Source organism: Rubidibacter lacunae KORDI 51-2 (assembly GCF_000473895.1).
In the GTDB taxonomy this organism is placed as follows: domain Bacteria; phylum Cyanobacteriota; class Cyanobacteriia; order Cyanobacteriales; family Rubidibacteraceae; genus Rubidibacter; species Rubidibacter lacunae.
Genome location: NZ_ASSJ01000092.1, coordinates 6585 through 32302 on the forward strand (window position 1 = coordinate 6585; position 25718 = coordinate 32302).

The window sequence follows — 25718 nt, forward strand, 5'->3', positions numbered from 1 at the left end:
GGGGAGTTAATGAAGCGTTGGAGAAGGTCAGCGAGGTGAGTCAGGGCGAAATTGACCGGACTAGAGAGCAGGAACTCGCAGCCGTGGATCTTGGTGAAACCTGTATAGCAAGTGTGTTCCAAAGAACGTTCTCAAGCTACGTCACCAGGCCTATCAGCATAAGATCGAACTCGATCGGGTAGTGGATTCGAGCTCTCGAACAACTGCGCCTGCCCCCCTTAGTAGCCCAGCTGCGATCGCTGACAGTGTCCGAGCGAAAGCCCGGAGGGTATTGTAGATCTGGCTCGAGGTCGGAACACTTTCGGCTCGGAGCGGGCCACAAATTCAAGGTTAATGATTCGTATCAAAAAGAAGCCTACATTTACAACATAGTTAGATTTATTTGCGGGTTTTGTCTTGCTGACGACCTGGGAATTTGTTATCGTCTGCCCAGTGGAGTCGACAGGCGCGCATCAACATAGCTCGTGAAGTCGAACTTTCAGTAATTACTCATCTCCGCCCGCTGCCTCGACCTTTGGTTCGTCGCGCTTTGGCGCGGTGTCATCGCATGCGGTGCGATCGCAATTGTCAGCAAAACATCGGCTCTTCAATGCCGTTTTGCGAGTTTCTTCAAGCGAGTTGATATGGACGGTTTTGATATTTCAAACTCTGAAGGTGCAATCGGTACGCCCGAACTCGGCGGTGCCGAACTGTTTGGAGGGTCCGAGCTGGATATGGCTCTGCTCTCGGGCAGTGAAGGGCTGCAGCTGCTGAACAGCGCACTCGAAGCACTTTCACCTAAAGGTAGGAATGGCCCGTCTACTACACTATCTCTCAGTGAAGCCGAGCGCGAACTCGTTGAGGAGAATGAGAAGTTTGCAGATCGCGATCGCCGCTTCGATATCGGTCGTCACGGACGCGGGCGCACTCCATCCTACGGCAACCCAAGAGCATCTCAGCCGATCGCCCCATCCGCCGGTAGAGCCGACAGCCTCATGCAGCAGGCGAAATCTGCAGGTGCCTCTGCAGCGGGCAACGACACCCTCGTCGAGCGGGGGTTCAACGGTCGGTGGAGCGGACTCAATAGTGACGCGAACGGCAGCAGCGCCGACGACGACCCGATAATCGGAACGGACGGTCGCGATCGCTTCCGCCTGGGTGGCGGCAACGACACCGTGCGCGCAGGGGGAGGTCGCGATGTTATTCGCGGCGGCGGCGGTGACGACTTCCTTGATGGCGAGGAGGGGAACGATCGCATCTATGGCGGTAAAGGCAACGACACCCTACTGGGAGGCCCGGGCAACGACCGCATCTTTGGCGGTAGGGGCAGCGATACCGCGTACGCAGGGGCAGGTCGCGATGAGGTTCGCGGCGGCCGCGGTGACGACCTCCTCGCCGGCGAGGAGGGGAACGATCGCCTCTATGGCGGTAAAGGCAACGACACTCTGCTAGGGGGACCGGGCAACGACCGTCTCTTTGGCGGTAAAGGCAACGATATTCTCGATGGCGGAGCGGGTCGAGACCGACTGCGTGGCGGCCGTGGAGAGGATGTGTTTGTCCTGAGTCAGCCTGAGGGCAACACGCGAGACTCGATTCAGGACTTCACCGATGGCGAAGACCTGATAAGACTTCCCCAAGGACTCGCGTTTGCTGACTTGGTTATTGGCGAGCGCCAATCTGGGGCTGCAGAAGTGCGCGCCCAAGGAAACGTACTCGCCATCTTTGGCGGTGGGGTCACTCCCGACCTGCTCGACGAGAGCGACTTCGTCGAAGCATTTGTCAGTCAGGAGCTGACGTTAGTGCTTGGGAACGACACCGGAATCGATGGCGATGGCATTACGACTGAGGTGTCGTTCTTCGGCACCGTGAACGTTGCCCAAGAGCTCGTCACCGTAACAGCTAGCTTCCAGCCAGTAGGCGGCGGATTCGAGATCGCCGACCAACTGACACCGGGTGGACGCTTCGAACTCGACGCCGATGACATCGACCTCATCTACGGCAGCCGGTTACCATATGGCTCGCACGTGCTCTACGTCGAGGCAACCTATGCCTCCGGAGAGAACTCTCGGATCGGATTGCCGTTCGAGTTGCTCCCGACGACCACGGCTCCCGTCATCGGGCTGGCGACCCCTTTTGATGGCGGCAGCCACAATTCTCCCGTCCACCTCACTGGCTCGGTGTCGGAGGTAGCAAGCGACCTCGTTGAAGTCAGCTACCAGCTTGGCAACAGCGCTATCACCCCATTGCCCGTCGATACAGAGGGTCGGTTCGATCTCCTGCTAGATTCCCTGTCGCCGGGAGATTACGACCTGACCGTTACGGCGCTGAACTCCCTGGGCAATACGGCTACCCAAACCGTCAACTTCACTGTCTCGCCCCCTGGAACGGGCTTCTCCGTCGAACCGAGTGGCAGCACGGGGTGGGCAGCGGCAACGGAAGACCAGGTCTTACTCGCCGAAGGCGATAGCTGGCTCGTGCAGGTCGCGATGGACCTCCCGCCCGATGCCGAGGCGATTGGTGAGGGGTCGCGCACGATCGGTTTCGACCTCGACGCTCGCTTCGACACCAGCGGCAGCAATCCGTTGGGCGATCGCCTCTCGGTGTTCGCGAACGGTCCGGATGCTGGCGACCTCGGCCGGCCGCTGTTTGCGATCGGCGAAGCTGGAGCCGAGTATCAGCCGGGCGTCGCAAGCTTCAATGGCACCCGCGTCGAATTCGACGCGACCGCACTGACCCCCGATGAGAATGGGGAACTCGGGCAGCTGGTCTTCGCCCTTTACAACCTCGATCGCGATGAGGGCACGCAGGTCGAGATTGCCAATCTCACTACGGAGGTCGATCCCGAGGGCAGCCCGAGCCCCGTCTTCCCGATGGCAGAGGCGATCGCTCCCGGAACTGCCGACCGCAGCGACCTCGCTGCAAACAGCACGCTCGAATCTACCCTCAGCTACGTTCGCATCGCTCCCTCAGCCGATGGCAATGAATCGCGGCTGCACGCGGAACTCGTCGTTCGCAACACGGGCACGACGGCGCTGGCGCGGCAGCTTGCGGTCGGGTTCGACAACTTGCCGGACGGGGTCGCGTTGGTCGAGCCGTATGCGGACGGCAACGGCACGCCCCTGCTCGACCTCGGACTTGCCGTCCCGGCGGGCGGACTGGGCGCGGGCGAACGAACGAAGCCCGTTGCCATTACCTTGTCTGCGCCAAGCGACTTCGACTGGGGTCAGTTAAAGTCTTTGCAGTTGATGGGCTTTTCCAGCGGGACAAACGTCGCGCCCGTGTGGGCGAACGCGCTGCCCGTGCTGACGGTGCGACCGGGTGAATCCCTGCAAATCGACTTCGCGCCTGCGTCGGGAGCCGACGTCGCTACCCACGCCACCGATGCCAACGGCGATCGCGTCACTTACTCGATTGCACCGCCTGCCGACGGCACGCTGCTTCCGGGTATGGAGCTTGCGGGCAACCGACTCACTCTCGCTCCCGCTCCCGGTGAAGAGGGCACGTATGCATTCGGGTTGATTGCCTCGGACGGGGTGCTATCCGCGCGGCAAGCGGTGGAGCTGGTGGTGGAAACACCCGCGCCGAGCGCGCCGACGCAGATTTCCGGACGGGTTCTCGACACGAACGAGATGCCCCTGGCGGGAGTGCCGATTACCCTCGCGCGTGTCACCACGTATACCGATGCGGCGGGTAACTTTACGCTCGAGCTGCCCGAGGCATTAGTGCCGACGGCCGCTTTCGATATTTCTGTTCCGACCGGTGATATCTACTTCGACCCGCGGGGAACGGGCGAGGAGGTCATCGAGCTCCATCGCGCCCAATTCGACCCGGCGACGGGTACGAGTCGCCTCAATCCCCGCCGGCACGAGAACCTCGTCTCCGGCTTCCTCGACGGGAGTACGGTGTACGGCTCGGACGGCGAGCGGGCGGCGGCTTTACGGAAGCTCGACGGGACGGGCAAGCTGAAAACGAGTCCCGGCAACTTGCTGCCCTTCAACACCGAGGCTTACTTCCCGGGCGGACCGCTGGAGAACGGCGGGGGCGGTACCGCGGATCGTGCGAACGAGCTCTTCGTGGCGGGAGACGTGCGCGCGAGCGAAAACCCCGGTCTGGCGGCACTGCACACTCTGCTCGTCCGCGAGCACAATCGCCTGGCCGAGCAGATTGCCCTTGACGACCAGACCCTGACCGGCGAGGAGATTTACCAGCAAGCGCGCCGGCAGGTGGTCGCGACGATTCAGCACATCACGTATAACGAGTATCTACCGCTGGTGCTCGGCGGGAATGGATTGCCTGCTTACGCCGGTCACGACCCTGATGTCAATCCGATGGCGAGCACGCTGTTCTCGACGACCGCCTTCCGCATCGGTCACAGTCAGTCGCCGAATCAAATCTGGCGCAACGACGCCGGTGGTAACGAGATTGCTGAGGGTCACTTGTCCATCGGAGCGGCGTTTTTCAATACGGCACCGATTGCGGATCTCGGCATCGACGCGATTCTGCGCGGGTTGAGCGTGCAGCCGGCCGAGCGCGTCGATACTCAGGCGATCGACGAGCTGCGCAATGCCCTGTTCGGACCGCCGGGGTCGGGCGGTTTGGACCTGATTGCCATGGGCATCCAGCGCGGTCGCGACCTGGGTCTGCCGAGCTACGTGCAGGCACGGGTCGATTACGGACTCGACAGCAGCCCGATCGCTAGTTTCGACGAGCTCCCCGTCAGCAGCGCGGTACGGGCGCAGCTGGCTGCTGCTTACGACGACGTGGCAGAGATCGATGCGTGGGTTGGCGGACTGGCAGAAACGTCGACGAGCGGTTTGGTCGGACCGCTGTTTTCGGAAATTATCGGCGACCAGTTCGCGCGCTTGCGGGCGGGGGACCTGCACTGGTACGAGAACGCCCAACTCGATGCGACGACTCTCGCCGCCGTACAAAGCACGACGCTGGCCGATCTGATCGCGCGCAATACGCTCGTGAATGCGAGCGAAATCGATGGCAATGTTTTCACGAGCACCGACACCGTCACCTCAGGAGCGCAACCGGGAAGTGCGACGCAGGGGGCAACATCGACACCGAGCCCTGCGAGTTTCGACGGTACGGGTAATAATGCCGGGGGTGCCAGCGGCGAGTGGTTGCGCGTCGATGACATCACCCTCAGCTACGGCGACGGCATCAGCGAGCCGGCTGGAGGCGATCGCCCCAGCGCGCGAGCAGTCAGCAACGGGATCTTCGAGCAACTAGAAACCTCCAGCGACCCGCTTGCGAGCGCGCTGAGCATCTATTGGGGTCAGCTGATCGCCCACGATATCAGCCATACGCCCACGGGCATCACGGAAACTCTCGAAATCCACGGCGAGGAATATGTCGACCCACTCAACCCATCCGCGAGCTATCCGTTTGTAGCGGAGAAGCTCCCGCTCCTGCTCGAACATCCAGTCTACAAGGGCGTCAACAACGAGGTTGCCGGCGATCGCCCGATTTATCTGCCAGTCCTGGATACAGACATGGGCTACAGCGACCCGACCGGCCGGGGAGACACGCTGGTCGCCCCCAATAACCCGGCAAACGCGGATTTGGCGGAGGCAGCTGTCCTCATCGAACACGAGACGATGCTCGATGAAAACGGATTGCTCGTAGACCCCGTCGGAATGGTGAGCATCACCGAGGTTCCTACCGAGCGTACCCCAGCCTCCCTCCCGCCAACATTATCGCCAGACACCATTGTTACGATTCAGCCGGCCGGGGCAACCTTCACTACACCAGCCCAACTCACACTGCCGAATCGAGCAGGGTACGCACCGGGACTCGAGATGGATTTATGGAGTATCGACCCGACGACTGGCGATTTTGCGATCGTCGGCAAGGCTCAGGTCGCGTCGGATGGCAGTCGGATTGAGACAATTCAGGGTGGTATTAACAACAGCAGCTGGCACTTCGTTGCACCGCCACCTCCACCACTAAACCCACCACCGGCCGATCCGGACTGTGACGAATGCGAATCAACACAACCTCTAACATCTGAGGTTGCGCTATATTCGGGTGCCGTTAAGGAGATGCATGCGTTGCCGACTTATCAGTCGCTGGGTGAAACTCGAGGTGTAACGCTGCACTACGACTCACTTCGTGCCGATCCACGACATATCATCCAGTTTGGGTACGACGATGAGAATATTGAAATCGCATCTTGGATTCGCGACTTCGCTAATCTCCGACTGGCTGCAGAATTGAGCTTCAGAAACGGTCAATTTGAAACAAGTGTTCCAGGTGCCGAAAGCGAAACCTATAACCTTAATGGTACCGAACATTTTTGGACTATCCCAAACATAAGAACTCGAGATGTCGAAGCAGCACTTCAAGCCGATTTAGGAATGTTGCCGAGCGGCATCTATGATTATACGCTGACCAGTGGATTTCGTTTCCTAGGTAACAGTAGTCTAATAGGTTCGTCCTCGACCGTGGACGGGATATTGCTTCACGTGAACGGGATTAATAGTCCATTTGGAGCGGGATGGGGGATAGACGGTTGGCAAGAAGTGATTCCTAATTCAAATGGATCGCTGCTTCTCGTTGAAGGTGATGGTAGTGAGCTATTCTTCGAAGCACCCCTAGATCCGGAAGTAACTGAATACGTATCGCCACCAGGAGACTTCTCAACATTTGTAAAAGAAAATGGATCTTTCAAGCGCACGCTTAAAGATGGCTCAGTTTACGAATTTATCAACCATGGCGGACGTCATCTACTACAAAAGATGCGAGATCGCAACAATAATGTAACTCGTTACGAATACGAAGCCGGTAGTAACAACCTTTTGAAGATTGTCGATCCCGTTGGTCTCGAAACAAAGTTCTCTTATGATGGTGCGACTGGTCGCGTTCAAGAAATCGAGGATCCAGCTGGACGAAAGACACAGCTCAGATACGATACTGGCGGCAATCTGATTGAAGTTGTCAATCCAGATCTGACGAGCCGGCAGTGGGATTACGACCAAAAGCATCACATCATCTCAGAAACTGATGAGCGCGGAGAGTACGAGGAAACATACTACGATTTTGCCGGCCGAGCAGTGGGGGGTAAGCGCAAGGATGGTGCAATACTTCAAGTTCAGCCCGTGCAAGTGCAGGGACTGTACGAACCGGAAGCGACAACCAGTATTGCTAATAGCCCAAGTACTTTCGATCTAAATGAAAAGCTAATCGCGCGTTATGTCGATGAGAATGGCAACTTAACGATCGAACAGTTGGATATATTCGGACAAACGATCTCGCGGAGAGATGGCGAAGGTGTCCTACCAAGTAGCAAGCGCGATAGCAATAACCTGGTTATTGAACGACGCGATGCCGAAGGAATGTTGACAACATATACCTATGACGGTCAAGGGAACGTTATTAGCACTCAGCAAACATTGAGTACAGAAGAAGGAATTGATGGAGATATTTTCCGCGATCGGGTTTTTTCAATTCACGGGCAATATCCGAAAAGGGTTCTAGTTGATAACATTGACGGCGTTGAGGGAAATGAGATTATTGCCTTGTTTGGTGGTTTGTCTACAAGTAAAGGAATAACGATTCTGAGATCTGGCGAACAAGGAGACTTTACAAATAGATCAACTTACTTGTTTCCTTCTGATATTTTTCCAGATGACATTCTAAACAGGTACTGGGAAGCCAGTGACGTGGTGTTGGAAGACCTCAATGCCGATGGTAAAAAAGATTTTGTCATCACTGCAAATTCTGGTATAAGTCAATATGCACATATTGCGAACCAAAGTGCTGTCATTGCATATCTCAGCAATGGAAGCAATGGTACCTACGGTTCCGAGCCAGTGACATTAACTGTTGACCTAGGAGTAGATATCAATGCCTTTTTTATCAGAGACATGGACAATGACGGCGACTTTGATATTGTTGTCAGCGACTCTGACGACTCAGCAAGCAATCAATTTGCTTTTCGGGTTCTAGTTAATGATGGAACCAACCGCAGCCCCAACTACGGCACCATATTGAGTTTCCTTGAGGGCATTAGCTCCGAACGCCTATCTGTAGGAGACCTAAATGGCGACGAATTTCCAGATTTCGTATGGCTATCAGAAGATGGAAAGCTAAACTTGGGGGTCAACGATCGCCAAGGAGATTTTACCCACATAGTCCCATTCAGTGATGATGGATCCCTCTGGGATATTGCCCTTGCTGATATCAATGCAGATGGCAATGATGATGTTATAACTTTTAAGCGAGATACCAACAATAAGTTCAACCTTTCAGTATTCTTTGCCCGCATAGATCCCAATGACAGTTCCTTAGTTACCTTCGTTGAGAAAGCCAACCTGTTGCAGTCACTGGGTGGCACTCCTTATCTAGCATTAGCCGACATTGATAACAACAGTTCGATTGATGTTGTTGTAGAGGCAGAGCAGGAAGTCTCGGTGTTACTCAGTTCTATTAACAGCCAGGGAGAGGTATCTTTCGAACAATTTACTGACGATATTTCTGGGCAGACCTCATCTATGCCCGAACACCTAATAGGAGATCTAAACGGTGATGGGTTCGCTGAAATCGTCGCGATCGGAACGTATCAAGATGAAACTAATATCGTTGTGCTGTCTTTAGATTCGGAAAATGGCTTGCTTAACAGACAATACGGCTTTCTCGCCGAGGGTAATTTTTCTTTAAAATTACAAGAAACACTGATAGACCTAGCAGATGTCTATGGCGATAGCAAGCTAGAGTTGGTATCGTCCAGCAATGCTTTCAACTCACCTGCAAACGTGTTGATTTGGGAAGTTGATGATGAAGGACAGCTCCCACAACCAGTTTTTGAGTATTCCATTACCCAAGACCAAGGCTACAATATGGATGGACCTTTTGCCCATGGAGACTTTGACTCCGACGGTGTTTTAGATATAGTGACGACAGTACTACCAATGTTTCCTGACCGGTATGGGCTACGCGTCCTTATTGGAAAAGGAGATGGAACCTTTTCAAATGTTTCTAGCCGTATCGGACCTGAAGTTGAACTCAACTCACTTGATGTTGGATATGTTAACAATGATTCAATTCCTGATGTGATTGCTACCGAAAAGTTTAGTAATCGCGTCATAGTCTATTACGGCAATGGCTTTGGCGGCTTTACAGTCAAATATGAAGATACAGGTGAAGTAGAGGGTATCTCGGTATCTAGCCCACCAAGAGCTGTCGTTGTAGATGACTTCAATGGTGACGAATACTCTGACTTTGCCATTGCTACTTACGATCCATATAGCGGTAGAGGAGAAGGAGGAATTGTAGTTCGTTTCGGTCAAGCTAACGGCGAATTTTCAACCCAAGGCGGAATCGATATTAAATTTAGCCCTTCTTATCATATCGACAATGAAATTTTCATTACTACGCTTGACTTTTCTTTTTATGTAGATATTGCAAGTGGAGACATCAATGACGATCAAAAGCAAGATCTTGTTTTTCTCTTAGGTGTCGACTCAACAGCCACAATAATAGTGCTTTTGGGTACCGATGATGGAGAATTTGCACAAGGCTATGGATTCGCATCACTTCAAGGACTTCCTAAGAAGATCGTTCTTGAGAATCTAAACCCAAACAATAACTATCTAGACATTGTGACTCCTTATGGAGTTATTCCAGGTAGTAATTACACTCCTAGCGAAGAACATTTTTTGCTGGAAGCTCCTCTCCTTTTCAACGGACAAGAGGGCAGCGAATTATTGTATCCAAGTTCCGGATGGGTTAGCACGAGATTTGCCGACATAGCTGTTGAAGACATCAATCGCGACGGTTACTACGATCTTCTACATGTTCAAAATAATACAAACACACTTTCTGTGCTGTTTGGGAATGGTACCGCCAACTATCAAAATGCACCGATCGCACAATATCGAGTCAAATATGATGAATATATTTTTAGCGGCGATCTAAATCGCGACAATGCTGATGATGTTGTTTTGTTGTCCTATGGTGGTCGTTCCATTGCTTTGTCTGTTCAACTAAATTATGCCAATCAACCCAATATTGAACGAAAGTATGAATACGATCCCAACCATAACCAGCGCGTTCGTGTCGAGGACGAACTACAACGGATAACCTACCATCTCTACGATGATTACCAAATTACTGACGACCAAGGAAATAGTATCGATATTGATAATCCTGGGAATGTCACTCGTGTTGTCCAGGTCCGGGGTCAAGAAGACGAAGATTATCGTGCGGTTTACGGGAAAAGCACACTTGAGTTTACGACACCAGCACCTGATGACCCACGCGATGTTGTCACGGAATACGTATACAACCAGCACGGATTGCCGATCGGCGTAATCGACTCGCTCGGTCGAGTAACTAAATATTCTTACAACTCTCTTGGTCGACTTGAATCCATCACGTTTGCCTCCGGTACTGTTGATGAATCAACACAACGCTTTGAGTACGATTTGGCAGGAAATCAAACAGCGATAATTGATGACAACAATAGCCGCACTGAGTATGTTTATGATGACATGAACCGGCTGATAAGAATTACTGAAGCAGTCGGTACTGCAATCGAGGCATCACAGTATTTCGAATATGACAATGCTGGCAATCAAACAGTAGTTCTTGATGAGAATAACAACCGCACAGAACGTATTTATGATAATTTAGGTCGCCTAGAGCAGACATTCTTGCCAGAACCAGATCGCGAAGGTCCGCTTTCCGCACCTTCGATGAAGCAGATTTATGACGAAAGAGGGAATCTGGTATCCTCAGTTGACCCGCTTGGTCGCACTACGAAATACGCTTATGACAACCGTAGCCGTTTGACAGGAACAGTTTTTCCGGACAGTAGCATCAATAAGGCTGAGTACGATTTTAATAACAACATCACTGCCCGTATCGATGCCAATGGAAACCGTACGCGATACATTTATGATGATAGAAGTCGCCTCAAGCAACAGATTCAAGAGGTTTCTGATGGACAGGATATTATCACTAAGTTTGAGTATGACGAGGTCAATCAGCTAGTAGCCATCGTCGATGCTAACAACAGCCGTACCCTATACGAGTACGACGGTCTAGGACGGCAGGTAAGCGTCACGGTGGGCGAGGGCACCCCCGACGCAATTACAACCTTCACAGAATATGACAACGTCGGCAACGTCATCGCCGAAATCGACGGGGCGGGTAAGCGTACCGAGTACGTCTATGACAATCGCGATCGCCTCATCCAAACTTGGAATCCCCTTAGCTTGCAGCGGCGGGAGGACGGCGGTTTCGCTCCGGATTACGAGTTTACTCAGGCAGAGCTGACGGCGTTGGGAGTTACCGTCACCGAGTACGATGCCGTCGGAAATGTCACGGCAATTTTCGACCCCGTGGGGAACGAGACAAGATTCGTTTATGACGATCGCGATCGCCTCACCAGTATCGCCGATCCGCTCGGTCAAGTCACTCGCTACGAGTATGACGACGCAGGGAATCTGATTGCGGTTGTCGAGCCGCGATCGGTTCTCGATCCGAACACGCAAGAGGAGTCGATCGCCACCACCTTCATCTACGACGGTCTCAACCGTCAGATTGGTTTGCAGAATGCTCTGGGTCATATAACTACTGCCGAGTACGACGATGCAGGGAACCTGACAAAATTCACCGATGAGGAAGGACGAATCGCTCGTTACGAATACGATCGCCGCAATCTTCTGACAAAAGCGATCGATGAGGGGGGCGGCACTAGTAAAAATGACTCCGTTACGCGGTATACCTACGACGGCAATGGCAACCTCACGACTACCACTCGTGAAACGAACGCTGGAGACCTGACCACAAGCTATAGCTACGACAAGCTTAACCGTCGCACGAGGGTGACAGATGCTGAGGGTCATACCACCACCTTCGGCTACGACTCGGTCGGCAATCTCACCCGCGTTACCGATCCCAGCGACCCCGATGACCCGAGCGACATCTCCAATGAGACGGAATTCACCTACGACGCGATTAACCGTCTCAGAACGGAGACCAACGCACTGGGTAAAACTCGAACCCATGACTACGACCTGGCCGGTAACCTCATTCGCAGCGAGGACCGCAACGGTCGCGTCCGCGAATTCAGCTACGATGTGCTGGATCGCCTGACCGAGGAACGCTGGCTGGCTGCCAACAGCGAGGTCATCCGCACGCTGGGCTATGACTACAACGAGGCAGACGAGCTCCTGCAGCTCTTTGACGATGAGGGCGATGCCAGTACGGAGCCAACTCACATCTTCAGCTACGACCAGGCCGGTCGCCCAACGTCAACTATCAACAATTTCGTACCGGGACTGGCCTCAAATGTCGAGCTGCAATACGCGTACCAGTCGAATAGCAACAACCTTGGTTCGGTAACGGACTTTATTGATGGGGTCGAGCATGGCGTTGAGAGTTTCCTATACGACGATCTCAACCGCGTCACGGAGATTGCGCAGAGCGGCACTGGCGTCGCTGCAAAGCGCGTAGAGCTAGATTATGACAAGACCTCGAAATTGGCAGAAATTCGTCGCTATAACAGTCTGAGTGGTGGAACGTCTGTTGCCACGAGTACCTACACCTACGACGCGATCGGACGCCTGGACGGACTCAGCCACGATACGGCGCCGTTGTCAGACCCGCTGACCTACAGCTACACCTACGATCGCGCCCACCGCCTAACGCAAAGCGATTCCCCCGACGGCACGGCGCGCTACAGCTACGATCGGCGCGACCAACTCCTGAGCGCCGCGTACGTGGGTGACCTCGCCACCTACTTGGGCACCGAGACGTATAGTTATGACGACAACGGCAACCGGACCAGCGACGGCAGCGTCACCGAGGCGAACAACCGCCTCAGCGAGAACGACGGATACACCTACAGCTATGACGATGAGGGCAACCTCATCGAGCAAGTCGATAAAGCGAGCGGCGAAGTCACCACCTACACCTGGGACCACCGCAACCGCCTCACCGAGGTTGAGGTCCGCAACAGCAACGGCGACCTCATCCGTGATGTGGAGTACCGCTACGACGTTCTAGATCGGCGAGTGGCAAAGGTCATCGACCTGGACGGTGACGGACCTGCGGCGGCGACGGCGGAGCACTTCGTCTATGACGGGGAGCACATTGCCCTGGTCTTTGACGAGAGCGGCACCCTGGTGCAGCGTTACCTGCACGGACCTCTCATCGACCAAGTGTTGGCAGAAGAGACAGCAGACGGCGTGCGCTGGACGCTGACGGACCATCTGGGCTCAATCGCCTACATTCTCAACGAGAACGGAGAGATTCTCAACCACCTCATCTATGACAGCTTCGGCAACGTCATCCACGAGACAGACCCAAGTGTGGACTTCCGCTTCGGCTTTACGGGACGGGAGCGAGACGAGGAGACGGGGTTGCACTACTACCGTGCCCGCTACTACGACCCGCGGACCGGGCGTTTCCTGAGCGAAGACCCGCTGGGCTTTGGAGCGGGCGACGTCAACCTCTATCGCTACGTTGGCAACTCTCCTCTCAACTTCACCGATCCTTCCGGCACCATTATTCAGCAAATTCGAGATCTCTGGATTGCCTTCATCACCAGCGATGCTGGATACAACTTCCTCGACCGAGCCGACGAATTCGCTGCCGGAAGTGCCGATGCTTTCACAGGTGGGCTGACAACTTACGTGCGTGACTGGCTCTACGGCGAGCTAGCGAGCAACAACCACCAAGGGGGGTTCTTCGCCTCCGGTCAGGTATTCGGGACAATCGTGTCATTTGTGACGGGCGCGATTGCAGCCGCCGGTCGAGTCGGGCAGCTTCTTCGAGCGCTGGATTGGGTGGGGGACTTTGGAGGGCAACTGAGCGACCTCTTCGCCGCGAATGACCTAATTGAGAACTATCAGGAGGGGTGTATAGATGAGTGGGAACTGGCATCTGGTCTTGCCCCCATCATTGCAGCTGCAATAGCAGGGCCTGCCCTGGAAGCAATCAACGCCCGTCGCGGTGCCAACACTGGGCTCGACAGTCAGAAACCATGGCCTTGGGAGCAACCTGGAGCTAATAGGAGACCGCAAAGACCCGACAGGGGAGATGTTGATATGCCATCAGAGCGTGCAGCAAGGAGAGAAGCCTTTAGAGATTTTGGAGTACCAACTTCTGAACCGAACAACTTTGAAAGAATAGAGACGTATGGGCAGAATGGCAATCTACTCGGACCTAATGGTGAACCTTATGAGATCATTGTGACTCAAGATGCTGCCGGAAAACCCGTGAGAATTCAACACCATAATAATGGTCACAATTTTAAAGATAAGGATCCCTTTGAATTTGAACACCCGCACTATCAAGGACGAAATAACCGGCATATTAATTACCCACCATCGAATCTAGGAAACTAAGTCATGCAGTGTTTTTTTTGTGATCAATATAGCAATTCTGAAGTCATCGATCTAGACTGCCTTTCTTTCTTACGGCCCATGAGATTTAGCTTTCTATGGGTCCAAGCTTCAGGGCTCTCTTTCACGCAGATTGAGCTAGGGATGATCCTTAGATCCATTACTCCATTTCATTGCATAGCATGGCTTGTGTCAAGATTTAATAGCAAACGTTCTCAAGCTATGAATGATAAGTTAAGGGCCTTTGGTGGATGGAAAGCCTTATCCAGGAATGTCATTAAGAAAAATACTATCCTTCAAGAAGGATACTCTTTCTACTCCGATATAAGTATCCTTGCCGAAATGAATATTGATGAATCCTATGCATTTATCTCAAGACCTTTGTTTGGAATTGATAGTCTTCTAATAATTGGAGAGAAACTAGGAGATAACTATGACTTTGATGATATATTGCAGCTTTGGCTGAAAGAATATAAAGATAAAATAAGTATATCTGCCAACAAGGAGCATAATTTATGTACGCATATAGAGAAATGTATGTTAAAAGGCCAGATAGGATGTCTACCTGCCATCAATACAGAGAACAAGAAAAGTCTTTTTTTGATAAGTCAGGAAAATCAGAAGCTAGAATACATATATGATAAAATGATTCGACTTGAAAATGCTCAAAAACTTTCAAGTAAACAAGTGCTAGCGTATTTCCATAATGGGGCTGCAGTAAATTTACTATCGTAGAAAAATGACTGGTTTTTATATGTCTCTTTTGAGGAGCACCGATCAAAAAAAATCATCTTTGAAAATGTTTTATGTGAGGTCAGATAAAATAGATTTTGCAATTGAGAAAATACTATCTACTGCAGTGCAGCTGGGGTTGAAATCTCCTGTACTAGTTCATATTGATCCATGCAGATTCGATCAACTAGATCCTAATCTTGTATCTTCTGTTAACGATGAAGTCTATGTATCAAAAAACTCATATTCATTTCCTACTGAGCCTATATACTTCCCCAGCTATGGAGTCGTTTCCTCTTTTCGAGAAGGATCTAATACCGTATATGATATTAAACCTGGGTGGAAATTAAAAAAGATTCGGGATTGTATTTATGAGCTTTTGATCAATGTCAGCCCTCAAGATCTAGCAAGTATTTATTTTCTTTTTCTTAAAAATTTTATCTCAATTAAAGCTTTTTGGGTGACACTTTCAAAAGATTGGGATGATTTTGAAGCTGACGAATACTATGTAAGTAAAGATCTTGCTAATTATCGAGACATAAGATCATTTATTGAGAATAATTTTATCGATGTTGTCAGTAATGGTCATGTGGGAATTGCAACGTATCTATCGCAAGGATCAACCCACTTCAATATTGAGAATCACAAGTATATCCGTGTATTATCTAAGGATTTGAATACTATCAAGGTTTTTTGCCACATCCTCGAAAAAAATTCTATTTCCAATAATAATGATTTTGTTTGTTTTGATAATAATATATACCATTGGCACTACATGGATGCCAGAGGTAAGGAAAGATCGGCATTTAGTGACTTCCTTGTTGATCAAGGTTTTAAAAAACAGTGAGCAATAAGGCAATAAAAAGCGAATTTTGATTGAGTGACATTTTTTTGTGCTAATCTTAGTACATAGCTTAAAACAACAATAGATAGTGCGCCACATTTTTTTTTGAAATTTTACTGATAGGGAGGTGTTGCAAATTGATGGGATGAATTGCTCGAGCTACCATTCTGTGCACACTAGGGAAGCATTCCCAAACAGCTACTACAAACATATTCGCATAAAAACTACACCGATGCTGCAAGCAAATCCACCGATGCAAAAAATGGACACTGAACGGGAAAAGGGTTAAGGCGAGACTGGATTCTATTCCTACGTTTCAGAGCTCATGTTTGTTTCATGTCCCTCCAACCAATGCAACCAGAACATCCGTTGCGGCACCAGAAGTTGACGCTCTTATAGTTGTCAGGGAGCGATCAGGCTTACTGACTGACACAAGCGCCTCAAACCACGCAAGCTCGTGGCGAGATTTAGAGGTTTCAGGAGATGTGTCAGTCGGCCAGGGTTTGTGCTCCCCCAAATGCTGTCGAAAGACTGGTTTGTCAAGTCATGGTTTCGTGGCAAGGTGGCACCTGAATAAAGATTTATTGAGGTTCTCATCACTATGTTCGAGTAAATGCGGCAAATCAACGTGTAACTATTCAGGTGTCGGGGTTGACACCTGCCCTTTCTCATAGGGGTGGCAGCCTAAACTGATTGACAGGGGTGCAAACGGTAGCAGAGGGCACATTTTCGAATGCGGCATTGCCAACATGCGCATATCAAGTCTCAATGCAACCCCAAGACCTGAATGCTTACATCAGCGTGTAGCCATTATTACTGCTAATAACAGCCTTACCCAATCCAATTCCGGCGCACTAGGAAGTCAGGTGAGTATCACTGTGGACGAAGTCACCCCCGACGCAACTACGACCTACTCAGAATTGACAAAGCTGGTAAAGTCATTTCCGAAATTGGCTTGGTGGTCGATCGCACGAGTAAGTTGACGACGACCGCGATCGCCTCATCCAAACTTGGAATCCCCTCAGCTTGCAGCGTCGCGAGGACGGCGGTTTCGCTCCGGATTACGAGTTTACTCAGGCAGGGCTGACGGCGCTGGGAGTTACCGTCACCGAGTACGATGCCGTCGGAAACGTCACGGCAATTATCGACCCCTTGGGGAACGAGACAAGCTTCGTTTATGACGATCGCGATCGCAACACCCAGGAAATCATCACAACCGACGTTAGCGGCACGCTGACCGAGCTGACCCGGACTTACGAGTACGACGCTGTAGGCAACCGCATCGAGGCGACAGACCGGCTGGGTCGCACGCGACAGTTCATCTACGACGGGCTGAATCGCCAGACGGCCGAACTTTGGCTCGATCGCAACGGCGATATCACGCGAACTATCGCCTCGACTTATGACATTGCCAGTCGCCTTACCCGCGTCACCGACCCCGACTCCAGCTATCAATACGAGTACGACGATCGCGATCGCCTCACCGTAGTGGACAACGCGGGCACGCCAGGAGCGCCGCAGGTCGAACTGAGCTACAACTATGACGCCAACGGGAACTTGCTGTCGGTTTCGGAGGAAATAGATGAGGCAGCCGCGGGCGTCACGACCTACAGCTACGACGACCTGAACCGCTTAGAAACGCAGACCCAGAGCGGCGCAGGCGTCAGTGAGAAGCGAGTAGATTACACTTACACGCCAACCGGTCAGTTCGAGAGCATCAGCCGCTACAGCGACCTGGCGGGAACCCAGTTTGCGATCGAGAGCGTGTATGACTACGACGAACTCAATCGACTAACAAATCTGACACACTCTAATTCTACGGAGGCGATCGCTTTCTACGACCTGACCTACGACAGTGCCGGTCGCATCAACAGCATCGACAGCGTTGATGGTCTTGCGGAGTACACATACGATGCGATCGGGCAGTTGACTGGCAGCGATTACAGTGATGAGGCGATCGCGGACGAAAACTACAGCTATGACGCCAACGGCAACCGCGAGACTTCACATCTGCATGGAGGTGGGTACGCAACTGGGGAATACAACCAACTGGAATCGGATGGCACTTACGCCTATGAGTATGACGCAGAAGGAAATTTGAGACGGCAGACGGCGATCGCGACAGGAGAAGTCCGGGAGTTCGAATGGGACCACCGAAACCGGCTCATGTCTGTGGTTGATAAGGATGGGGCTGGGGCGATCGCGCAGGAAGTAGAATTCACCTACGATGCCATGAATCGCCGCCTGACAAAGTCAGTTGATGGAGCGGTAACGTACTTCGTCTACGATCGCGACGATGTTCTTTTGGAGTTTGTCGATGGAGCCACTGCCCCTGGTTTGGCTTATCGGTATCTGCACAGTTCGCAAGTCGATCAAGTCTTGGCCAAGGAAAACGGGCAAGCTGAAACGCATTGGCTCTTGGGCGATCGTCAGGGTAGCACTCGTGACTTAGCTGATGCTGGTGGAAATCTGGTCAACCACATCGACTATGACTCCTACGGCAATGTCATCTCCGAAACTGACAGCACCAGCAGTACTCGCTATCTTTACACTGGGCGAGAACTTGACGTTGAGGTTGGTTTGTACTACAACCGAGCTCGTTACTACAGCCCAACAACTGGGAAGTTCATCAGCCTAGATCCAATTTCTTTCGCTGGAGGGGACGATAATTTGTACCGTTACGTTCTCAACAGTCCAACTAACTACATCGATCCGACGGGAGAGGCTCCAGTGGAAGCACCGCCTCGACCGGCTCCTCCCGCACCCATTCCAATCCCTCCAGCGCCGCCCCCAGCCCCCCGTGCGCCCGTTCCAAGACTATTTCCTGGAGCTGGTGTGTTGGGTGGAACACTAGGCATCCTCCTTCTCGACTACTTATTCCCGCAACCGCTTGCTGATGGGACTCTAGAACAACCCGGTGGTGAAGCTTGGCCTAAGAGATGTAAGCTTATAAGCAGTACTCCACAACCTCCTCTTTGTCGTCGAATATGTGTGTATAAATGTCGAGATCAAAATGGCCGCGTTGAGCCTTGGAATATTCCAGCTTATATTTTTATTGATCAGCAGTGTCCTGAATACATGAACTGGATTGAGAGAGGAGCTGGCGATGATGGATTTGATATCATCAACTGAACTCGGCACTACATCAGATCAAGCCAATCGGGAGTGATAGAAATGGCTAGATACGAAGAAGGAGCATATGCTTTTAATACTGAGAACTATGAGAAGGCGATGAGGATAATGCTGCCTTTGGCAAGGGAAGGAGATGTAAATGCACAGTTATCAGTTGCCAGCATGTATTTTTCAGGACTCGGCGTCCAGCAAGATTACAGGCAGGCTATCAAGTGGTACCGACCTGGAGCAGAACAAGGTCATCCAGTAGCGCAACATAGCCTGGCGATCGCTCTTCTTTCTCTCGACATTATAGATGAAGCAATTGAGTACTTGCTTGAGGCTGACAAGCAAAATGTTACAGTTGCTCAATCCTGTCTAGGCGATATATTCACAGGTGCTTATAACTTTCCAAAGGAAGCGTTGGAGAAATTCGATTTTAGTTTTGATGAAGCACTGGAGTGGTATCAGAAAGCTGGCGAAGGAGGTTTTCCTTACGCTTATCACCGATTGGGTGAAATAAGTGAAGCAAGAGGAGGAGACTCCCAAGAAAATGAAGCAGTCGCTTTAGATTTCTACCACAAAGCCGCGAAACAAGGGTATGTTCCATCCCAAATGGTTTTGGCACGGGCTTATCAGGATGGTTTGCTTGGATTGCCTATTGACCTAGAACAAGCTCAATACTGGTTCCGTCAAGCGCAAGAGAATAATTAAGTCCTGCATTCCTTGCTGACCGCCGACATGGCGATCGCGATCGCCTCATCCAGACTTGGAATCCCCTTAGCTTGCAGCGGCGGGAGGACGGCGGTTTCGCTCCGGATTACGAGTTTACTCAGGCAGAGCTGACGGCGTTGGGAGTTACCGTCACCGAGTACGATGCCGTCGGAAATGTCACGGCAATTTTCGACCCCGTGGGGAACGAGACAAGATTCGTTTATGACGATCGCGATCGCCTCACCAGTATCGCCGATCCGCTCGGTCAAGTCACTCGCTACGAGTATGACGACGCAGGTAATCTGATAGCGGTTGTCGAGCCGCGATCGGTTCTCGATCCGAACACGCAAGAGGAGTCGGTCGCCACCACCTTCATCTACGACGGTCTCAACCGTCAGATTGGCTCGCAGAATGCCCTGGGTCATCTAACTACTGCCGAGTACGACGATGCAGGGAACCTGACAAAATTCACCGATGAGGAAGGACGGATCGCTCGTTACGAATACGATCGCCGCAATCTTCTGACAAAAGCGATCGATGAGGGGGGCGGCACTAGTGAAAATGACTCCATTACGCGCTATACCTACGACGGTAATGGCAACCTCACGACTACCACTCGTGAAACGAACGCTGGAGATCTGACCAAAAGCTACAGCTACGACACGCTCAACCGCCGCACGGGAGTGACGGATGCCGAGGGTCATACCACCACCTTCGGCTACGACTCGGTCGGCAACCTCACCCGCGTTACCGATCCCAGCAACCCCGATGACCCGAGCGACATCTCCAATGAGACCGCGTTCGCGTACGACGCCATGAACCGCCTCATGGCGGAGACCAACGCACTGGGCAAAACTCGAACCCATGCCTACGACCTGGCCGGTAACCTCATTCGCAGCGAGGACCGCAACGGTCGCGTCCGCGAGTTCAGCTACGATGTGCTGGATCGCCTGACCGAGGAACGCTGGCTGAATGCCAACAGCGAGGTCATTCGCACGCTGGGCTATGACTATAACGAGGCAGACGAGCTCCTGCAGCTCTTTGACGATGATGGCAATGCCAGTACGGAGCCAACCCACATCTTCAGCTACGACCGGGCCGGTCGCCCAACATCAGCTATCAACAAGCTCGTACCGGGACTGGCCTCAAATGTCGAGCTGCAATACGCGTACCAGGTGAATAGCAACAACCTTGGTTCGGTAACGGACTTCATTGATGGGGTCGAGCATGGCGTTGAGAGTTTCCTATACGACGACCTCAACCGCGTTACGGAGATTGCACAGAGCGGCACTGGCGTCGCTGCAAAGCGCGTGGAGCTAGATTACGACCAGACCTCACAATTGGCAGAAATTCGTCGCTACAACAGTCTGAGTGGTGGAACGTCTGTTGCCACCAGTACATACACCTACGACGCGATCGGACGCCTGGACGGACTCAACCACGATACGGCACCGTTGTCAGACCCGCTGACCTACAGCTACACCTACGATCGCGCCCACCGCCTAACGCAAAGCAATTCCCCTGATGGCACGGCGAGCTACAGCTACGATCGGCGCGACCAACTCCTGAGCGCCGAGTACGAGGGTGACCTCGCCACCTACTTGGGCACCGAGACGTATAGCTATGACGACAACGGCAACCGGACCAGCGACGGCAGCGTCACTGAGGCAAACAACCGCCTCAGCGAGAACGACGGATACACCTACAGCTATGACGATGAGGGCAACCTCATCGAGCAAGTCGATAAAGCGAGCGGCGAAGTCACCACCTACACCTGGGACCACCGCAACCGCCTCACCGAGGTTGCGGTCCGCAACAGCAACGGCGACCTCATCCGTGATGTGGAGTACCGCTACGACGTTCTAGATCGGCGAGTGGCAAAGGTTATCGACCTTGACGGTGACGGACCTGCGGCAGCGACGTCTCAGTACTTCGTCTATGACGGAGAGCACATTGCTCTGGTTTTTGACGAGAGTGGCACCTTGGTGCAGCGTTACCTGCACGGACCTTTCATCGACCAAGTGTTGGCAGAAGAGACAGCAGACGGCGTGCGCTGGACGCTGACAGACCATCTGGGCTCAATCGCCTACATTCTCAACGAGAACGGAGAGATTCTCAACCACCTCATCTATGACAGCTTCGGTAACGTCGTCCACGAGACGGATTCAAGTGTGGACTTCCGCTTCGGCTTTACGGGACGGGAGCGAGACGAGGAGACGGGGTTGCACTACTACCGCGCCCGCTACTACGACCCGCGGACCGGGCGTTTCCTGAGCGAAGACCCGCTGGGCTTTGGAGCGGGCGACGTCAACCTCTATCGCTACGTTGGCAACTCTCCTCTCAACGCGATCGACCCATATGGACTAGAGTCATTAGTCCCAGCTTTCATCGTACCCTACGGTCCAACAGTGCCACCAGCACCACCGACACAAATTGCCCCAGGAGGGAGCACTCCTACCGGTGCACCGCTATACGTTCCACGGAATGCTCCTCTAGGCAGCCCTTCTAATCCTTACAGACTGGAGGAAAGGGTAGATCCTTCTTGGATGTACGCACCTCCCTGGGCTCGGCCTTCCGGGATAGAAGAATTCCTCCGAGACATAAGAGAGTATCTTGATATACCATCCACAGAGCTGTTTCCAGGGTCGGACGACCTCTTCTTTCCTCCCGATCACCCCCCAAACAGTTGTCCGGCATTCCCCCCCGATCAAGGACCGCAGAACAGTAATGACCCTGGGACTAGCGGGGCTGACTCGGAGGAGCCAGCTGCAGGTACGGGCTCAGAAGAAATGTGGGACGCCCTCTCTGATCAAGAGCGTTATTATGAGCCATCGGATGATGCCAAGAGAATTGGAGAGCATACCAGGGCAAGGGGAAACCTAGAGGTACATTTCCCCGAACTGACAGGCGATGATGAGCTGGAAAGGCATATAGATGATGTCATAACTAACCCTACCGAAACAATGCTTAGAAACATTCCAGGGAGAGACCGCGCCATAGCATCGTACGATGATGGCTCTGGTACAATAGTAATTGAGAATCAAGACAAACCATCTGAAAGCACTGCATTTCGACGTCCAAATGCGCGTGATTATCTAATTGATGACGGATTTGAACCCAATTGATTACAAATATGAGACTTTCACCTTTACCCAACAAAAACGTCGATATTCGAGTGTCTTTGATCGAATTAGAAATTTTCAGAAATTCCTTTGGAGAAGCACGCAATTATTTGAAAGGAGAAGAATATCTTGATGAAACTCGTCGGTATAATCCTGGAGAGTTTCACGAGTTACAAGTAAAACTTGATAGTGCATCGAGAGATATTCAACTATCTGGTTTTGTTGAATTACGTCTCAACGAAAGAGAGCTTGAAATGCTTCATACATCTCTTAATATGACTCGGAGCATAACTCACAATTCGGATGGCTCCGAGTTTGGAAAACACACGAAACAAAACGAAAGCAAGGTAAAGGAAATTATGAGCTTAACTCGTAACTTCTTATATACCAAACCTTTAGAAGGAGATACAAGATTTAAGGTTGACTCTATTTTGAGAGAAGTTATTCTTAAAAATATTGACTTTCTGGGTGTCTCAATTCCAAGACCATGTAAAATTCGCGGCGAGAGTTATCTAGAGTTTAAACAAGGCACACTAAACTTTCTATTTCTAAGCCAATCACACAGCAAAACCCGCAGCTTAATGCAAATCTTCCTTGTTGATGAGCAAAGAAAGATTGCCCTCAAAACTGCTGTTCAGACAATCAGTCTATATCTATTATCTGAATTGTATGCGTATCTAATAGTGTTTGCTAGAGCTTCTGCAGGTTTAGAGACTGTAGAGCAATATGGATTTGTTATTAAAAATGTTATGTCTGGCCTTCGCTCTTTCAGAATGGAGGCTTTTCCTATACTCGCCGAGAATAAAAAAAACGCCCTGGACGTCCATTTAGAAATTGAAGGCATGTTTTCTCCGGGATCGGAAAATGAAACTACCCTTCTGGAATTGCAAGAAAGATTTGAGTTGGAAGTAATATACCAGTTTTGTTCGAAGATACAAGAATATCTTCGGAAAGTAGGTGGTGCTGTTGAATAGCATTATCAGCTTGCCGTAATACAATGCACCTATAACCTATGGGGAGATAACTGTCAAGTTGCATGACATCGAGACTGTCAAGAATTTTGCGTAAGTGAAAAAACTTCAATTCAAAAACCCTATTCTCCTGGTGTGAGAGCATCGCCAAGTTTTTTTTGTAACGCCAGGAAATTATCCATGTATTGGAGATGATGCTCGAGTCTTTGAATCTTCTTCTTCAACTCGGCAATCTGGTGCAGCTCACTGATATGTTGGGTTTTGGAACCTTGAGTGCCTGGAGTTGTTTTGAATATGGAGACGATGCCTCCTTACTCGAACTCACGACGCATTGCTGTATTTGATTGTTGTAGAGCTTTTCGAGCTTCGGCATCCCCCCAATCCGAAGTGTTGGCAGGCGTTAGCTTCCTGAACAACCTGGGTTATAGTCGGCGCTAAAGGTGCGGAGCTTGAACTTTTCGAGGGCTGGTTCAGTCTTGACTGGGTTACCAGGTAAAGGGTTGATGGCTGGCTTAAGCACGAGTGTTTTATCCTTGAGTAACCCGCTCTCATGTCTATGAGATCTGCGAAAGTGTTTGTCCTGGTCAAGGTTGACAAAGAGTGGTTATGACGGAGCTTGGAGTTAATTTCACCGAGTACGATACCGTCGGAAATGCCACTGAAATTATCGACCCCGTGGGGAACGAGACAAGATTCGTTTACGACGATCGCGATCGCAACACCCAGGAAATCATCACAACCGACGTTAGCGGCACGCCGACCGAGCTGACCCGGACTTACGAGTACGACGCTGTAGGCAACCGCATCGAGGCGACAGACCGGCTGGGTCGTACGCGACAGTTCATCTACGACGGGCTGAATCGCCAGACGGCAGAACTTTGGCTCGATCGCAACGGCGATATCACGCGAACCATCGCCTCAACCTATGACATTGCCAGTCGCCTAACCCGCGTCAACGACCCCGACTCCAGCTATCAATACGAGTACGACGATCGCGATCGCCTCACCGTAGTGGACAACGCGGGCACTCCGGGAGCGCCGCAGGTCGAACTGAGCTACAACTATGACGCCAACGGGAACTTGCTGTCGGTTTCGGAGGAAATAGATGAGGCAGCCGCGGGCGTCACGACCTACAGCTACGACGACCTGAACCGCTTAGAAACGCAGACCCAGAGCGGCGCAGGCGTCAGTGAGAAGCGAGTAGATTACACTTACACGCCAACCGGTCAGTTCGAGAGCATCAGCCGCTACAGCGACCTGGCGGGAACCCAGTTTGCGATCGAGAGCGTGTATGACTACGACGAACTCAACCGACTAACGAATCTGACACACTCGAACTTGACGGAGGCGATCGCTTTCTACGACCTGACCTACGACAGTGCCGGTCGCATCAACAGCATCGACAGCGTTGATGGCCTTGTGGAGTACCATACGATGCGCTCGGGCAGTTGACTGGCAGAGAATACAGTGATGAGGCGATCGCGGACGAAAACTACAGCTATGACGCCAACGGCAACCGCAAGACTTCACATCTGCATGGAGGTGGGTACGCAACGGGGGAATACAACCAACTGGAATCGGATGGCACTTACGCCTATGAGTATGACGCAGAAGGAAACTTGAAACGGCAGACGGCGATCGCGACAGGAGAAGTCCGGGAGTTCGAATGGGACCACCGAAACCGGCTCGTGTCTGTGGTTGATAAGGATGGGGCGGGGGCGATCGCGCAGGAAGTAGAATTAACTTACGTTGCCATGAACCCCCGCCTGACAAAGTAAGTGGATGGAGCGGTAGCGCACCTCGTCAACGATGGCGAAGATGCTCTTTTGGAGTTTGTCAATGGAGCCACTGCCCCTGGTTTAGCTTTTAGACGGGAAGCCCCGCG

At 51.9% G+C, this 25718-nt stretch carries 9 protein-coding genes; all 9 read left to right on the forward strand.

The genetic code is table 11. The annotated features are described in order from the left end of the window. Nucleotides 1-623: 623 nt before the first annotated feature. Nucleotides 624-14342, forward strand: coding sequence for a peroxidase family protein (locus tag KR51_RS16805; protein WP_022609353.1), 13719 nt, complete (start codon nucleotides 624-626; stop codon nucleotides 14340-14342). A gap of 219 nt (nucleotides 14343-14561) precedes the next feature. Then, complete coding sequence (locus KR51_RS16810) at nucleotides 14562-15074, forward strand: hypothetical protein (RefSeq protein ID WP_156915176.1); 513 nt, start codon at nucleotides 14562-14564, stop codon at nucleotides 15072-15074. 4 nt (nucleotides 15075-15078) lie between these two features. Then, a complete protein-coding gene (locus KR51_RS16815) occupies nucleotides 15079-15918 on the forward strand; it encodes a hypothetical protein (protein ID WP_022609355.1) in 840 nt (279 codons plus the stop codon). 1023 nt (nucleotides 15919-16941) lie between these two features. Continuing rightward, nucleotides 16942-19047 carry an RHS repeat-associated core domain-containing protein gene (locus tag KR51_RS16820; protein ID WP_022609356.1) on the forward strand — a complete coding sequence of 702 codons (2106 nt, stop codon included), beginning with the start codon at nucleotides 16942-16944 and terminating at the stop codon, nucleotides 19045-19047. Between the two features lie 42 nt (nucleotides 19048-19089). Further along, nucleotides 19090-19740 (forward strand): tetratricopeptide repeat protein, encoded by a 651-nt coding sequence (locus KR51_RS16825; RefSeq protein ID WP_022609357.1) that lies wholly within the window; start codon nucleotides 19090-19092, stop codon nucleotides 19738-19740. Nucleotides 19741-19811: 71 nt separating this feature from the next. Beyond that, a complete protein-coding gene (locus KR51_RS16830; RefSeq protein WP_022609358.1) occupies nucleotides 19812-22865 on the forward strand; it encodes an RHS repeat-associated core domain-containing protein in 3054 nt (1017 codons plus the stop codon). Between the two features lie 50 nt (nucleotides 22866-22915). Continuing rightward, nucleotides 22916-23836: a hypothetical protein gene (locus tag KR51_RS16835; RefSeq protein ID WP_156915177.1), complete on the forward strand. Its 921-nt coding sequence runs from the start codon at nucleotides 22916-22918 to the stop codon at nucleotides 23834-23836. Nucleotides 23837-24439: 603 nt separating this feature from the next. Continuing rightward, on the forward strand, nucleotides 24440-25285 hold the full coding sequence (locus KR51_RS16840; RefSeq protein WP_022609361.1) for an RHS repeat-containing protein: 846 nt from the start codon (nucleotides 24440-24442) through the stop codon (nucleotides 25283-25285). Then, the gene (locus tag KR51_RS16845; RefSeq protein ID WP_022609362.1) at nucleotides 25282-25611 is read left to right on the forward strand and encodes an RHS repeat domain-containing protein; all 330 of its coding nucleotides are present in this window, start codon (nucleotides 25282-25284) and stop codon (nucleotides 25609-25611) included. The genes KR51_RS16840 and KR51_RS16845 overlap by 4 nt, the downstream gene beginning before the upstream one ends. The last annotated feature ends 107 nt before the right edge of the window (nucleotides 25612-25718 follow it).

Bases quoted from the DNA above. Each gene is read 5' to 3' on its own strand.
- KR51_RS16810 (WP_156915176.1), top strand. From the start codon at position 14,562: ATGAATGATAAGTTAAGGGCCTTTGGTGGATGGAAAGCCTTATCCAGG.
- KR51_RS16815 (WP_022609355.1), top strand. From the start codon at position 15,079: ATGACTGGTTTTTATATGTCTCTTTTGAGGAGCACCGATCAAAAAAAA.
- KR51_RS16840 (WP_022609361.1), top strand. From the start codon at position 24,440: ATGACGGAGCTTGGAGTTAATTTCACCGAGTACGATACCGTCGGAAAT.
- KR51_RS16825 (WP_022609357.1), top strand. From the start codon at position 19,090: ATGGCTAGATACGAAGAAGGAGCATATGCTTTTAATACTGAGAACTAT.
- KR51_RS16805 (WP_022609353.1), top strand. From the start codon at position 624: ATGGACGGTTTTGATATTTCAAACTCTGAAGGTGCAATCGGTACGCCC.